Below are 14,563 nucleotides of genomic sequence, written 5' to 3'. Positions count from 1 at the left end.
GTCAGGACAGCCCTTCCGCGATCGGGCCGAGGGCCAGGGCGGGCAGGAACGTCAGCGCCACGAGGATGATCGTCACGCCGATCACCATGCCGACGAACTGCGGCCGGTAGGTCGGCAGCGTGCCCGCCCCCTCGGGGACCGGCGACTGCGCCGCCAGCGATCCGGCCAGGGCCAGTACCAGGATGATCGGCAGGAACCGGCCGAAGACCATGCACAACCCGGTCGCCACGTCATACCAGGGGGTGTTGACCGTCAGGCCCGCGAACGCCGAGCCGTTGTTGTTGGAGGCGCTGGTGAAGGCGTACAGGACCTCGGACAGGCCGTGCGCCCCGCCGTTGAGCATGCTCGCCCGCTGCTCCGCCGAGCCCATCGCGAACGCCGTACCGGTCAGCACCAGGGCCGGGGTGACCAGGAAGTACGACGACGCGAGCTTGATCTCCCGGGGGCCGATCTTCTTGCCCAGGTATTCGGGGGTGCGGCCGACCATCAGCCCGGCGACGAACACCGTGATCACTGCCAGGATGAGCATGCCGTACAGGCCCGAGCCCACCCCGCCCGGCGCCACCTCGCCGAGCATCATGTTGAACATCGTCATCAGGCCGCCGAACGGCGTGTAGGAGTCATGAGCGGAACCGGTCGCCCCGGTGCTGGTCAACGTGGTGGCAGCGGCGAAGGTCGCCGAGTCCGGGACACCGAACCGGACCTCCTTGCCCTCCGCCGCCGCGCCCACCGCCCGCGGCACGGTCGCGTCGCCGCCCAGCTCGAACGCGTTGGTCAGCAGCACGCTGGCCAGCGCGATGATGCCCATCACCGCGACGATCGCGTAGCCCTGCCGGACCTGGCCGACCATCCGGCCGAAGGTGCGCGGCAGCGCGAACGGGATCACCAGGATCAGGAAGATCTCCAGCCAGTTGGTCCAGGCGGTGGCGTTCTCGAACGGGTGGGCGGAGTTGGCGTTGTAGAAACCGCCGCCGTTGGTGCCCAGCTCCTTGATGGCCTCCTGGGAGGCGACCGGGCCGCCGGTGATGGACTGGGTGCCGCCGGTCAGCGTCGTGATCTCGTGTACGCCGGAGAAGTTCTGGATCAGGCCGCCCGCGACCAGCACGAGCGCCCCGACGAACGCGATCGGCAGCAGGATGCGGACCGAACTGCGGACCAGGTCCACCCAGAAGTTGCCCAGCGTCCCGGACCTGCGCCTGGCGAACCCGCGTACCAGCGCGATCGCCACCGCCATGCCGACGGCCGCGGAGACGAAGTTCTGCACCGCCAGCGCGGCCATCTGGGTCAGGTGGCCCATGGTGGACTCACCGGAATAGGCCTGCCAGTTGGTGTTGGTGACGAAGCTGATCGCGGTGTTCCACGCGACGTGGTCGGTCACCGGCGGGCGCCCCAGGCTCAGCGGCAGCTTGTCCTGCAACCGCTGGATTCCGTACACGACCAGAATGGACAACACCGAGAACGCCAGCAGGCTCCGCGCGTAGACGCCCCAGGATTGCTCGACGTCGGCCCGGACGCCGAGCAGCCGGTAGACGACCCGCTCGGCGACGTTGTGCCGGACGCTCGTATGGACGCGGTACATGTAGTCGCCGAACGGCCGGTGCACCAGCACCATGGCGAGGACCAGCGAGGCGATGAAGAGCATCCCCGCGGCCGTGGCGCTCATCAGAACCGCTCCGGGAACAGCAGGGCGACGACCATGAACACCACCAGGGCGACGGCCACCCCCAGGCCGGCGGCGTTGGTCGCGCTCACCGGCGCTCCACCGCCCTCACCACCAGCCCGAGCACCACGAAGATCGCGATCGTCAGGGCGACGAAGATGACGTCGGCCATCCCCACTCCTCCGCTCCGGAATTCCCCTCGATCGCCAGGACCGGCGGTCGCACGGAGAGCAGTCCCCCGGAAATGAGCGGTCTTTCCCTTCTTGACGGCTTCCATAAGGCCGCAACCCGAAAGTTGACGTGATCGCTACGTGAGGGCACGGGCGGTTGACGGCGGGCCGTTCCGGCGCTTACGGTTCCGGCCACAGGCGAAACATATCGCCATATGTCCGAAACTTTCGGAGGCGTGATGTTACGAGGACTTGTCGCGATCACCCTGCTCGGCCTCCCGGTGGCCGACCAACCCGCCGTCACGGTACGCGAGCACGTCAGGCACCAGGAGATCGACGGCTTCGGCATCTCGCAGGCGTTCCGGCGCAACGAGCTGCTCAAGGCCCTGCCGCAGGCGCAGCAGCGCGAGGTCCTCGACCTGTGGTTCGACCGCGACAAGGGCGCCGGGCTCAGCATCCTGCGGCTGGGCATCGGCTCCTCCCCGGCCGGCAGCCCGTACGACCACATGGTGTCCATCCAGCCGGAGGACCCGGGCGGTCCGGACGCCCCGCCGAAGTACGTCTGGGACGGCGACGACAACAGCCAGGTATGGGTGGCCAAGGAGGCCAAGGCATACGGGGTCAAGCGTTTCTACGCCGACGCCTGGAGCGCACCCGGCTACATGAAGGACAACGGCGACGACAAGAACGGCGGCACGCTGAAACCGGAGTGGCAGCGCGCCTACGCGAAATACCTGATGCAGTACACGAAGTTCTACGCCGAAGAAGGCATCAAGATCACCGACCTGGGGTTCACGAACGAGCCCGACTGGACCGCCACGTACGCCTCCATGCGCTTCACCCCCGAGCAGGCCCGCGACTTCGTCAAGGTGCTCGGCCCGATCGCCAAGGGCGTCAAGGTGGCCTGCTGCGACTCGTTCGGCTGGACGGAGTCGAAGGCGTACACGGCGGCCATCGAGGCCGACCCCGAGGCCCGCCGCTGGGTGAAGACGCACACCGGCCACACCTACGCCAGCCCCGTCGACGGCCCGCTGCCGACCGCCCGGAAGACCTGGATGTCGGAATGGAACCCCAACGGCACCACCTGGAACGTCAACTGGGACGACGGCAGCGGCTACGACGGGTTCACGATCGCGCAGGCCGTGCACGACGCGCTCACGCTCGGGGACGTCAGCGCCTACGTCTACTGGCTGGGCGGCTCGCGCGGCGCGACCAGGGCGCTGCTGCAGATCGACGACGTGGCCAGGACGTACAGCGTGTCGAAGCGGTTGTGGGCGCTGGCGGCCTACAGCAGGTTCATCAGGCCGGGCGCGGTGCGGCTGGACGCGGCGGCGGCCGATCCGGCGCTGAAGGTCTCGGCCTTCCGCAACCCCGACGGCTCGCAGGTGGTCGAGGTGCTCAACACCGGCACCGCGCCCGTCACGTGGCGGGGTGTGCGCGGCCGGGCCACCGCCTACCTCACCGACGAGGCCAACTCGCTCACCCCGTCCCGGGTGACGGGCCGTACGGTGACGCTCCAGCCGCGGGCGCTCACCACGATCGTCATGCGCTGACCGGTGCCACAGGAGCCCAGGCAGGGTGCCGGCCTGGGCTCCTGTCCGCCGGACGGGGGTCAGCCCTTGGTGCCGGTGTGGGCGATGCCCTGGATGAACTGGCGTTGCAGGAAGACGAAGACGGCGATCACCGGCAGGGAGGCGAGCACCGAGCCGGCCATCAGCACCGGGTAGTCGGTCTGGTACTGGCCCTGCAGCGCCGCCAGCCCCGCCGACAACGTCATCTTGTCCGGGTCGGTGTTGACGATCAACGGCCAGAACAGGTCGTTCCACGCCCAGAGCAGGGTGAGGACGGCCAGCGCCACCAGCCCTGGCCGGGCCAGCGGCAACATGATCGACCAGTAGATCCGCACGGGTCCGGCCCCGTCGAGCCGGGCCGCCTCCTCCAGCTCGCGCGGCAGCCCGAGGAAGAACTGCCGCAGCAGGAACACCCCGAAGGCGCTGAACAGCCCCGGCACGATGATCGCCTGGAGGCTGTTGAGCCAGCCCAGCGAGGACATGATCTGGTACTGCGGGATCACGAAGAGCTGCGGCGGCACCATCATCACCGACAGGAACACCCCAAACAGCACGTTGCGGCCGGGGAAGCGCAGCCGGGCGAAGGCGTAGGCGGCCATCGAGCAGAACAGCAACTGCCCGGCCACCCGCCCGCCCGCCATGAGCGCGGTGTTGAGAAACTGGTCGCCGAACGGCAGCAGGTCGAAGACCTTCGCGTAGTTGTCCCAGCGCCCCTCGGGCAGGATCGTCGGCGGCGCCGCGGTGGCGCTGGTCAGCGTCTTGAGGGAGGTGATGACCTGCCACACGAACGGGGTCACCATCACCAGCGAGGCCGCGATCAGGATCGCGTGCACGCCGAACGCACGACGCTCAGGCATAGTGCACCCACCTGCGCTGGAGCCGGAACTGCACGAAGGTCAGCGCCGCGATGAGCACCAGCAGCGCGATCACGATGGCGGCCGCGTAGCCGCGGTCGTCGGTGACGAAGGCCCGCTCGTAGAAGAGCTGGACCACGGTCTGCAGCCGCGAGTACGCCGGGTTGGCCCGTGCCGCCTGACCCGACCCGGTCATCACGAAGACCAGGTCGAAGAGTTGCAGCGAGCCGATCACCGAGACGATCGAGACGAAGAACGCGGTGGGCGACAACATCGGCAGCGTGATCCTGAAGAACTGCCGGACCGGGCCGGCCCCGTCCATGGAGGCGGCCTCGTAGAGCTCCTTCGGGATGCCCTGCATGCCCGCCAGGAAGATGATCAGGTTGTATCCGACGCTGCTCCAGATTCCCACGACGACCAGCGCGTACATGGCGGTGGCCGGGTCGGCGATCCAGTTGGGCCCGTCGATCCCGACGACCGCGAGCACCTGGTTGACCAGGCCGTAGTCGCCGTTGTAGAGCCAGCGCCAGAGCATGGCGACCGCGACCGGCATGGTGACCACGGGCAGGAAGAAGGCCGTGCGGTAGAGGCCGACGCCGCGCAGCCGGGGGCGGTTCATCAGCGCGGCGAACACGATGGCGAGCGGGATGCCGAGCAGGCCGAGCGCGGTGTAGAGCACCGTGTTCAGCACCGCCTGGCCCACCTCGGGGTCGCTGAGGAGCCGGGTGTAGTTCTCCAGCCCGGTCCAGGTGTGCCCGCCGAACGCGCCCCACTCGGTGAAGCTGAAGTAGGCGGTCTGCAGCACCGGCCACAGGTAGAAGATCACCAGGCCGAGCCCGGTGGGGGCGATGAACGCGTACCCCCACAGGATCTCGCTCCGGGGTCTGCGCCGGCGCGCCTGGTGAGCCGCCGCGGCGGGCCGCGATTCGGCGGTGCCGGTGAGCGGAGTCGTCACGTCACTCCTTGGCCAGCAACTCGTTCATCTGGGCCGCCAGGTTCGTGGCCGCCTGCTCGACCGGCAGCTCGCCCGTCCACGCCTTGGTCAGGTGGGTCAGCTCGGCCTCCTGCCAGGCGGCGGTGTTCTTGGAGATGGGGTACGGCACCGCGTACGACACCGCGTCCAGGAAGGTCTGCAGCTTCCACTCGGGATGGGCGGCCACCCAGGCGCTCTGCGTGCCGTTGTAGGCCGGCATGATGCCCTTCTTGCCGAGGATGTCCGCGGCCGGCTTGGAGCCGAGGAACTTGACGAACTCCAGCGCCTCGGCCGGGTGCTCGGTCTTGGCGGAGACGACGTTGGCCAGACCGTGGATGATCGTGGCCTGCTTCTCGCCCTTGGGCAGCGGGGCCACGTCGACCTTGTCCTTGGTGTAGTCGTTCTTGCTGAACTCGGCCACGTCCCACGAGCCGCCCCAGTACATCGCCAGCTTGCCGGCCTCGAAGAGCTGGAGCGTGGCGGTGTCGGTCATCGTCTTCAGGTCGGGCGACTGCTTGGCTGCGATCAGGTCGGTCCAGAACTTCAGGCCCGTGATCGTCTTGGGGTCGTCGTAGCCGGACTTCTTGCCGTCGGGCGAGATCACGTAGCCGCCGGCCTGGTAGATGGTGTTGTACTGGTATTCCTGGAAACTCGTCAGCGTCGCGCCGATGCCGTAGACGCCCTTCTTGGCGTCGGTGAGCTTGGCGGTGGCCTCCTGGAAGTCGGCCCAGGTCCAGTCGTCGGCCGGATATTTCACCTTCGCGTCGTCGAAGAGCTTCTTGTTGTACCAGACGGCGACGGTGTCCATGTCCTTCGGCAGGCCGTACAGCTTGCCGTCGTAGGTGTAGAGGTCGACCAGCTGCTTGGGGTAGACCGACGTGTCGAGCTGCTCCTCGATGGGGGCGATGACGCCGTTGGAGGCGTAGAGCTGGAAGTTGGGGCCGTTCATCCAGAAGACGTCGGGCGCCGCGCCGCCGGTCACCGCGGCCTTGAGCTTGGTCCAGTAGTCGAGCCAGGGCGTGAGCTGGACATCGACGGTGACGTTCGGGTGCGTCTTGGTGAACTCCGCGGCGAGCTCCTGCATGGCCTCCTGCTGGGTGGCGTCCCAGACGCCGTAGGACAGCGTCACCTTGCCCTGTGACTGCGCTCCCGTACTGGCCTGCTCACCGCCGGCGCAGGCGGAGGCGAGCAGTGCCGCGCAGAGGAGCGCGGCACCGCGCCGTGCCGACTTCCACATCTCCCATGTCCTCTCCTAGATGTGGGAGTAATGATGGAGTCCAGTGAAATTTTCTTCAAGAGTCGATGTGTTACAGATGGCTCACGAGCGCCGTACGGCCGTCGAGCACCCGGCTCTCGACGTCGTCGAGGGCCAGGCGTACGGAGCCGAGCACCACGGCCTCGTCTCCGAGCGCGGACATGCGCACCTCAGGAGTGCGGATGCACCAGCGGTCCAGCTCGCGCCTGAGCGGCTCGATGAGCACGTCGGCCGAGCGGGAGAAGCCGCCGCCGACCACCACCATCTGCGGGTCGAGCGCCAGCACCAGCGCGGACGCGCCGAGCGCCAGGTCCTTGACGTAGCGGCGTACGGCCGCGGCGGCGGCCTTGTCGCCGGCCCGCGCGGCGGCGAACACGTCGCCCGCCTCGCCGCTGGCGGCCTGCAGATGCTCCTGGGCGCGGATCCAGCCGAGCACGGGCAGCGCGCCGATCTCGCCGGAGGCGTTGGCGAAGCCCCGGTGCAGCTTGCCGTCGATCACCAGGCCGGCGCCGGTCCGCAGCCCGGCCAGCAGGAACACCATGTCCTTGGCATAGCGGGCCACGCCGCGCCAGCACTCGGCCAGGGCGGCGAGCTTGCTGTCGTTCTCGACCAGCACCGGGGCCGGGGCCAGCCGGCGCACGTGGGCGGCCAGGTCGACGCCGGTCCACTCGGGCAGCGCCTCGGACAGCATCACCCGGCCGGAGCCGTCCACCAGCCCGGTCGTGCCGACGCCGGAGGCCCACACGTCGGCGCCGGTCAGCCCGGCCTGCTCCAGGCACTGGGCCGCGGCCTCGTCCACCGCCGCCAGCCGCTCGGCCCGGCCCAGCTCGGGCGTGACGGGCACCCAGGCGCTGTCGGTCACGTTGCCGTCCAGGTCGGCGAGGACCGCGCGGATCTTGTGCCCGCCGATGTCGATGCCGAGCACCCGGCCCGCCTCCGCGCGGAAGCGGTAGCGCCTGGCCGGGCGCCCCACCCCGCCCGCGGTGGCGCCCGCCTCGGCCACCCAGCCCTTCTGCAGCAGCTCGCGCACGACGTCCTCGGTGGAGGCGCGGGACAACCCGGTGCTCCTGGCCACTTCGGTGAGCGTGAGCGACGGCTGCCCCTGCAGAGCCCTGATCACGGCCTGCGCGTTGAGCTGCCTGAGGCGCGACAGATCTCCGCCGCTCACTTCGTCCGCCATCGGCCCCCCTTGCTGTCCGCCCGCCAAGCCCGAATAATGATGCTCTCCATGATATTTCGTCGGGGAAGGTTCCATGACTGAGGTGACTCTAGCCGTCGTCGGCGGCGGCCTGCGAGGGCTGACCTACGCGCGCCGCGCGCACGCCACGGGCGCGGGGCGGGTGGTGGCGGTCGCGGAGCCCGACCCGCAGCGCCGGGCCGCGTTCGTCGAGGAGTTCGGGATCGCGCCGGAGCGGGCGTATCCGGGCTGGAAGGAGCTGGTGGCGGCCGGGCGGCTGGCGGACGCGGCGGTCGTCGCCACGCACGACCAGCTGCACACCGAACCCACGGTGGCGCTGGCGGACCTCGGTTACCACATCCTGCTGGAGAAGCCGATGGCCACCACCGAGCGGGAGGCGACCATGATCGCCGACGCGGCCCGGCGCAACGGCACCGTGCTGTCCGTCTGCCACGTGATGCGCTACACGCCCTACACGCGCGTGGTGGAGGAGCTCCTGGAGTCCGGGCGGATCGGGCGGCTGATCAGCGTCCAGCACCTGGAGCCGGTCGGCTGGTGGCACCAGGCCCACTCCTTCGTCCGCGGCCACTGGCGCCGGCAGGACACCTCGGCGCCGATGCTGCTGGCCAAGGCGTGCCACGACATCGACTGGCTGGTCCACCTCTTCGGCCGGCCGCCGGTGAAGGTCTCGTCGTTCGGCTCGCTGGCGCACTTCCGTGACGAGGAGCGGCCGGCGGCGGCCGCCGACCGCTGCCTCGACTGCCCGCTGGAGCCGACGTGCCCGTACTCGGCGCCGCGCCTCTACCTGGACTGCCTCGGCGACCCGGAGCGCGAGTTCTGGCCGCTGGCGGCCGTCACCCCCGGCCGGACCAGGGAGGACGTGCTGGAGGCGCTGCGCACGGGCCCGTACGGCCGCTGCGTGTACGCCTGCGACAACGACGTGGTCGACCACCAGGAGGTGGTGATGGAGTTCGACGACGGGACGACGTGCTCGTTCACCATGAGCGCCTTCACGCCCATGGAATACCGGCACACCCGCCTGTTCGGCACCCACGGCTACATCGACGGCGACGGCAGCACGCTGCGCCTGGTCGACTTCCGCACGGGCGATGAGGAGACCATCACGGTCGGCAGGGCGGGGTCGGCGGCGGACGACGGGCACGGAGGCGGCGACGAGGGGCTGACCGACGCCTTCCTCGCCGCCGTGGCCGCGGGCGACCCCGGCCTGCTCCGCACGGACGCGGCCGAGAGCCTGATGACCCACCGCGTGGTGTGGGCCGCCGAGCAGGCCCGCCTCACCGGCTCCGTGGTCACCCTCTAGCCCCACACCTCCTGGGCGGTCTCGACGATCAGGGCGAGCTTGGCGAACTGCTGGTCGGCCGTCAGCTCGTTGCCCTCGACCGTGGAGGAGAAGCCGCACTGCGGCGACAGGCAGAGCTGGTCGAGGTCGACGAACTTGGCGGCCTCGTCGATGCGGCGCTTGAGCGTGTCCTTCGACTCCAGCTCGCCGTGCTTGGTGGTGACCAGCCCGAGCACCACCATCTTGCCCGGCGGGACATAGCGCAGCGGCTCGAACCCGCCGGAGCGCTCGTCGTCGTACTCCAGGAAGAAGCCGTCCACCTTCAGCTCCCCGAACAGCGCCTCGGCGACGAAGTCGTAGCTGCCGGAGGCGGCCCAGGAGGAGCGGAAGTTGCCGCGGCACATGTGCGTCGTGATCGTCATGCCGGCCGGCTTGGCGGCCAGCGCGGCGTTGATCTGCTTGATGTAGCGCAGGTGCATGTGATCGGCGTCGTCCCCGCGCCCGGCGAGTTCCTCCCGCTGCGCCGGGTCGTTCAGGTAGGCCAGGCTCGTGTCGTCGAACTGCAGGTAGGTGCACCCCAGCGCGCCGATCCTGCGGACCTGCTCGGCGTAGGCCGCGCTCAGGTCCCGCCAGAACTCCTCCACGTCCGGGTAGACCTTCGGGTCGATGGCCGCCGGGCCGCCCCGGTAGTGGACCATGCTGGGCGAGGGGATGGTCAGCTTGGGCACCGCCGTGGTCACGGTGTCGCGCAGGAACCCGAAGTCGTCGGCGAAGATCGGCTCGTTCAGCCTGATCCGGTCGTGTACGCGCAGCGCGGCCGGGGTGAACTCGATGTCCTCGCGCTCGTTGTGGAAGCGCACCGTGATCTGCTCGTCGGTGGCCTGGCCGATGCCGCCGAGGCGGTAGATGAAGTCCATGTGCCAGGAGGCCCGGCGGAACTCGCCGTCGGTCGCGCTCTGCAGGCCGATCTCCTCCTGCCGGCGTACGACCTCCCTGACGGCCTCGTCCTCCGCCTCCCGCAGCGCCTCACCGGTCAGGTCGTCGCGGGCACGGAGCAACGCGGCCGGCCTCAGCAGGCTACCGACGTGGTCCGCGCGGAAAGGGGGTGAGGTACGCATCACCAAATCATCTCCTCTTACTGGAGGTTGAGCAGTCTTGCGGCATTGTGTTTGAGGATCTTGGGGCGGACCTCGTCCTTGATGGGGAGGTTCGCGAAGTCGGCCAGCCAGCGGTCCGGGGAGATCAGCGGGTAGTCGGAGCCGAAGAGCACCTTGTCCTGGAGCAGCGTGTTGGCGTACTGGACGAGCTGCGGCGGGAAGTATTTCGGTGACCAGCCGGACAGGTCGATGTGCACCCGCGGCTTGTGCGTGGCGACCGCCAGCGCCTCGTCCTGCCAGGGGAACGACGGGTGCGCCAGGATGATCGTCAGGTCGGGGAAGTCGGCGGCCACGTCGTCCACGTGCAGCGGGTTGGAGTATTTCAGCCGCACCCCGCCGCCGCCCGGCACGCCCGCGCCGATGCCGGTCTGCCCGGTGTGGAACAGCACCGGCACCTGGAGCTCCGTGATCGTCTCGTACAGCTCGTAGGCCATGCGGTCGTTGGGGAAGAACGCCTGCAGGTTCGGGTGCAGCTTGAAGCCGCGCACGCCGTGCTCCTCGACCAGGCGGCGCGCCTGCCGTACGGCGACGCGGCCCTTCCACGGGTCCACGCCCGCGAACGGGATCAGCACGTCGGCGTTGTCCGCGCAGGCCCGGGCCACCTCCTCGTTGGGCACCGGCGGATGGCCGGTCGCGGTCTCGGCGTCCACGGTGAAGACCACGGCCGCCATGTTCCGCTCCCGGTAGTAGGCGGCCAGCTCCGGCACGGTCGGGCGTTCGCGGCCCGCCCTGAAGTAGGCGTCGGCGGCGGCCTTGAGCGCGCCGCCCAGCGACTCCGCGCCGTTCTCGGCGACCTCGGCGTGGGTGTGGACGTCGATCGCCACGAGCGCGTCGAGGTCGATCAAGACTGCCCTCCGTAGAGCTTCCTGAGCGGGGCTTTGAGGAGCTTGCCCGCCGCGTTCTTGGGCAGCTCGCTCACGAATTCCAGAGATTTCGGGATCTTGAAGCGGGCCAGCCTTCCGTCCAGGTGTTTCAGCAGGTCGTCGCCGCTGACGGCGGCGCCGGGGCGCGTCACCACCAGGGCCTTGCCGACCTCGCCCCACCGCTCGTCCGGCACGCCGATCACGGCGCATTCAGCGACCGCGGGGTGCTCGTACAGGGCGCTCTCCACCTCGGCGGGGTAGACGTTCTCGCCGCCGGAGATGATCACGTCCGTGAGCCGGTCGGAGATGCGTACGTAGCCGTCCTCGTCGGCCACGCCGATGTCCCCCGAGCGGAACCAGCCGTCGGCCGACAGCGCCTTCGCGGTCGCCTCGGGCCGCCGCCAGTAGCCGGGGGTCACGTTGGGGCCCTGCACGTAGACCTCGCCGGGCGTACCGGGTGCCGCCGGCGAGCCGTCCGGGGCCACCAGCCGGACGTCGGAGAAGAAGCACGGCACCCCGGCCGAGCCGGCCTTGGCGATCGAGTGCTCGGCGCCGAGGAAGAGCGCGCCGGGCGCGGTCTCGGTCATGCCGTACCCCTGCAAGAATGTCAGCCCCCGGTCCTGGTAGACCCGGATGAGCGGCTCGGGCACCGGCGCGCCCCCGCACAGCAGGTGCCGCAGGCTCGACAGGTCGGCCCCGGCCCAGCGCGGCGACCGCGTCAGCAGGTTGAACATCGACGGCACCCCGAACATCACCGTCACCCGCTCCGACTCGATCAGGTCGAACGTCCGATCCACGTCGAAGGACGGCTCCAGGATGGCCGTGCCGCCCTTGAGCACGGTCGGCACCAGCGTCTGGGCCAGCGCCGCGATGTGGAACAGCGGCGCGCTGATCAGCGTCACCTCGTCATGCGCGAGCGGCACGTCCACCAGCAGGTTGACGGTGTTCCAGGTCAGGTTGGCGTGGGTGAGCATGGCGCCCTTGGGGCGGCCGGTCGTGCCCGAGGTGTACATGATCAGGCACACGTCGCCGTGACTGACGGGCTCGTCGATCGGCTCGGGCGAGCCGGTGGCCAGCAGGTCCTCGTAGTCGCCGGCCCGGACGTGGCGGCCCGGCAGCCCCTCGCCGTCCTGCTCCTCGCCCAGCACGAGGACCGCCGGCTGGGCGTCGTCCAGGATGAAGCGCAACTCGGGCCGGGCCAGCCGGGCGTTGAGCGGGACGAACACCGATCCCACCAACCCGGCCGCGAAGAACGTCTCCACCAGCGCGGGCTGGTTGGCCCCGAGGAAGGCGACCCGGTCACCGCGCCGCACGCCAAGCGCCGACGCCAGCCGGTACGACCGTTCTCGCAGGTCACGATAGGTGTAGTGGCGCCCGCGGTAGGCCAGTGCCACCCGTTCCGGCGTCATGCGTGCCCTGCGTGCCGGCCACGATCCGATCCCCTGATTCCGCATCGGGACTCCTTGACGCTCAAGCCATCAAGCTAGGCCACTATGCAATGGCTGTCACGGTTCTGCCCAGGTTTCGTCAGGAACCGTCTCCATGAGTCGCTCCGCCAGCGCCGCCGCCTCCGGCCTGAACCGCTCGTGCAACGTGTGACACACCCGCTGCGCCTTCTCCGCCGGCCAGTCGTGCGGCAGGTAACGCAGCGGGAGCCGCGGATCGGTCCTGATGATCTGCAGCCAGCCGGTCAGCAGCGTCATCGAGCGGGCCAGGTCGTCGGGCGCGTCCGGCGCGGGATCGGCCCGGTCCCAGCGCCGCAGGAACGCCCGGTAGCGCTCGCCCAGCCCCGCCAGGTCGTAGGCGTCCCCGACCAGGGCCTGCATGTCGGTGGGCGGCCGGGGCTCGGCGGCGAACACCTTGACGTTCGCGCCCAGGTCCTTGATCACCCCGGCGGCGTCCACATCGCCTGGAGCGATCCACAACCCGTTCTGCAGCGGGCCGAACCCGGCCCAGATCAACCGCGAGCGCAGCTCGTGCCGCTGCCGCTGCCAGGACTCCGGCAGCGAGAAGCCGACCAGCGTCCACCGGTCCCCGTCCGCGTCGTTGACCACGCCGCTGCGCCAGATGCGCCGCTCGCCGTCCGTGAGGACCTCGGTGCTGGCCGGGGTGAGGCCGAAGTACATCCGCCGGCCCGAGCGCTGGCGGCGCAGCAGGCCGCGGCGGACCATCCGGGCCAGCGTCGAGCGCGTGGCCTCCTCGGAGATGCCGACCTTGGCGAACGCCTCGATGAAGCTCTTGGAGGACACGCAGACGCCGCGGCCGTATACGTGATCCCCGAGAAAGGTGAGAATCACCGATTGAGGCCGCATCGCCACCCCTTCCAGATGTTAGGCACTCTATTGACAGCCGTAATGTAGCTGCCTACTGTCAGGGCCAAATCACCGGAGGTCCTGATGCGCCGGCTGCTCCCGTCCCTGGTCCTTCTCGTGCTCGCCGTGGCCGCGTGCGGCGGCGACGCCGGTGGTGGCGCCCAGAGCGCGATCAAGGTGGGCCTGATCGTCTCCTTGACCGGCAACTACACTCCGCTCGGCAGCGAGGACAAGAAGGCCGTCGAGCTCGCGGTCGAGCAGGTCAACGCCCAGGGCGGGCTGCTCGGGCGGAAGGTGGAGCTGGTCACGCGCGACGACAAGACCGCTCCCGACCAGGGCATCGTGACCTACAACCAGATCAAGGGCGAGATCGACGCGCTGATCGGCCCGGTGTTCTCCAACTCCGCGCTGGCGATCGAGCCGCTCGCCCAGCGCGACAAGATGCCCTACCTGTCGCTGGCCCCGGCCCAGGAGCAGGTCGAGCCGATCAAGTCCTACATCTTCGTCACCCCGGCCCTGTCCAGCATGTACGCCGAGCGCTACCTGCAGTACATCCAGGCCGAGGGCATCAAGACGATCGCGGTGGCCTGGGACTCCAAGAGCGCCTACTCGGTCTCCGGCCACGAGTCCATGGTCGAGCTCGCGCCGAAATACGGGGTGAAGATCGCCGTGGACGAACGCTACGAGACCACGACCTCCGACTTCAGCCCCGTCTTCCAGCACGTGCGCGACTCCGAGGCCGAGGCCCTGGTCTTCTGGGGATCGGGCGCGCCCGGCGTGACGGCCGCCAAGCAGTACGTGGCGTCCGGGCTCAAGACGCCGCTGTTCCTGACCGCCTCGCAGGCCAGCAAGCTGTGGCTGGAGCCGATGGGCGCCGACGCCGAGGGCATGACCGTGCAGAGCGCCATCGGCGTCATCGGCGAGCACCTGCCCGCGGGCAAGCAGAAGCAGGTCATCGACCAGATGGCCGGGCCGTACCAGCAGAAGCACGGTTACCCGCCGCCGCAGTTCGCCCAGGACGGATACAGCGCGAGCCTGCTGCTGTTCGAGGCGATCAGGAAGGCCGGCGGCACCGACAAGGTCAAGATCCAGCAGGCCCTGGAGACCATGGACCTGGTCACGCCGAACGGGCGCTTCCGCTACTCCCCCACCGACCACTCCGGGCTCTCCCCCGAGTACATCTCGGTCAACACCGTGCAGAACGGCCGGTTCGTCCCCACCGACTGGGCGCAGGAGCAGCTCAACAAGACCGTCGCCGCGGTCGGGTAACA

13 protein-coding genes are annotated in these 14,563 nt (G+C 69.6%); 3 read left to right on the top strand and 10 right to left on the bottom strand.

The window, feature by feature from the left end:
* Window position 1: 1 nt before the first annotated feature.
* The gene (gene kdpA / locus BLS95_RS01515; protein ID WP_090928271.1) at window positions 2–1,663 is read right to left on the bottom strand and encodes a potassium-transporting ATPase subunit KdpA; all 1,662 of its coding nucleotides are present in this window, start codon (window positions 1,661–1,663) and stop codon (window positions 2–4) included.
* Window positions 1,663–1,752, bottom strand: a complete 90-nt coding sequence (locus BLS95_RS01510) for a potassium-transporting ATPase subunit F (protein ID WP_090928269.1) — start codon at window positions 1,750–1,752, stop codon at window positions 1,663–1,665. Before BLS95_RS01510 ends, kdpA begins: the two co-directional genes overlap by 1 nt.
* A 317-nt stretch (window positions 1,753–2,069) precedes the next feature.
* On the opposite strand from BLS95_RS01510, the gene BLS95_RS01505 reads away from it, so the two are divergent.
* Window positions 2,070–3,383 carry a glycoside hydrolase family 30 protein gene (locus BLS95_RS01505; RefSeq protein WP_090928266.1) on the top strand — a complete coding sequence of 438 codons (1,314 nt, stop codon included), beginning with the start codon at window positions 2,070–2,072 and terminating at the stop codon, window positions 3,381–3,383.
* Between the two features lie 59 nt (window positions 3,384–3,442).
* Here BLS95_RS01505 and BLS95_RS01500 read toward each other — a convergent pair whose 3' ends face one another.
* The 4 genes from BLS95_RS01500 to BLS95_RS01485 all read right to left on the bottom strand — a co-directional run bounded on the left by BLS95_RS01500 (window position 3,443) and on the right by BLS95_RS01485 (window position 7,663).
* Window positions 3,443–4,258: a carbohydrate ABC transporter permease gene (locus BLS95_RS01500; protein ID WP_090928264.1), complete on the bottom strand. Its 816-nt coding sequence runs from the start codon at window positions 4,256–4,258 to the stop codon at window positions 3,443–3,445.
* A complete protein-coding gene (locus BLS95_RS01495) occupies window positions 4,251–5,210 on the bottom strand; it encodes a carbohydrate ABC transporter permease (RefSeq protein ID WP_245764756.1) in 960 nt (319 codons plus the stop codon). The genes BLS95_RS01500 and BLS95_RS01495 overlap by 8 nt, the downstream gene beginning before the upstream one ends.
* Before the next feature lies 1 nt (window position 5,211).
* Window positions 5,212–6,465 carry an ABC transporter substrate-binding protein gene (locus tag BLS95_RS01490; RefSeq protein ID WP_090928262.1) on the bottom strand — a complete coding sequence of 418 codons (1,254 nt, stop codon included), beginning with the start codon at window positions 6,463–6,465 and terminating at the stop codon, window positions 5,212–5,214.
* Between the two features lie 70 nt (window positions 6,466–6,535).
* Window positions 6,536–7,663 carry an ROK family transcriptional regulator gene (locus BLS95_RS01485; RefSeq protein ID WP_090928260.1) on the bottom strand — a complete coding sequence of 376 codons (1,128 nt, stop codon included), beginning with the start codon at window positions 7,661–7,663 and terminating at the stop codon, window positions 6,536–6,538.
* A 73-nt stretch (window positions 7,664–7,736) separates the two neighbouring features.
* Here BLS95_RS01485 and BLS95_RS01480 point away from each other — a divergent pair, with 73 nt between their 5' ends.
* A complete protein-coding gene (locus BLS95_RS01480; RefSeq protein WP_090928259.1) occupies window positions 7,737–8,981 on the top strand; it encodes a Gfo/Idh/MocA family protein in 1,245 nt (414 codons plus the stop codon).
* On the opposite strand, the gene BLS95_RS01475 is transcribed toward BLS95_RS01480, so the two are convergent.
* From BLS95_RS01475 to BLS95_RS01460, 4 genes are read right to left on the bottom strand one after another with little or no spacing between them, the layout of a single operon-like run.
* A complete protein-coding gene (locus tag BLS95_RS01475) occupies window positions 8,978–10,078 on the bottom strand; it encodes a 5-methyltetrahydropteroyltriglutamate--homocysteine S-methyltransferase (protein WP_218135533.1) in 1,101 nt (366 codons plus the stop codon). The two genes, BLS95_RS01480 and BLS95_RS01475, sit on opposite strands and share 4 nt — an antisense overlap.
* A gap of 17 nt (window positions 10,079–10,095) precedes the next feature.
* Entirely contained in the window at window positions 10,096–10,962 is an 867-nt protein-coding gene (locus tag BLS95_RS01470; RefSeq protein ID WP_281249937.1) for an amidohydrolase family protein, read from the bottom strand.
* A complete protein-coding gene (locus tag BLS95_RS56660) occupies window positions 10,959–12,434 on the bottom strand; it encodes an acyl-CoA synthetase (RefSeq protein ID WP_090928252.1) in 1,476 nt (491 codons plus the stop codon). Before BLS95_RS56660 ends, BLS95_RS01470 begins: the two co-directional genes overlap by 4 nt.
* Before the next feature lie 51 nt (window positions 12,435–12,485).
* Window positions 12,486–13,292: a PaaX family transcriptional regulator gene (locus BLS95_RS01460; RefSeq protein WP_090928250.1), complete on the bottom strand. Its 807-nt coding sequence runs from the start codon at window positions 13,290–13,292 to the stop codon at window positions 12,486–12,488.
* Window positions 13,293–13,376: 84 nt separating this feature from the next.
* On the opposite strand from BLS95_RS01460, the gene BLS95_RS01455 reads away from it, so the two are divergent.
* Entirely contained in the window at window positions 13,377–14,561 is a 1,185-nt protein-coding gene (locus tag BLS95_RS01455; RefSeq protein WP_090928248.1) for an ABC transporter substrate-binding protein, read from the top strand.
* Window positions 14,562–14,563 lie beyond the last annotated feature (2 nt).

The organism is Nonomuraea jiangxiensis, assembly GCF_900099965.1.
Lineage (GTDB): Bacteria > Actinomycetota > Actinomycetes > Streptosporangiales > Streptosporangiaceae > Nonomuraea > Nonomuraea jiangxiensis.
This window is presented reverse-complemented; position numbering and strand designations above follow the sequence as displayed.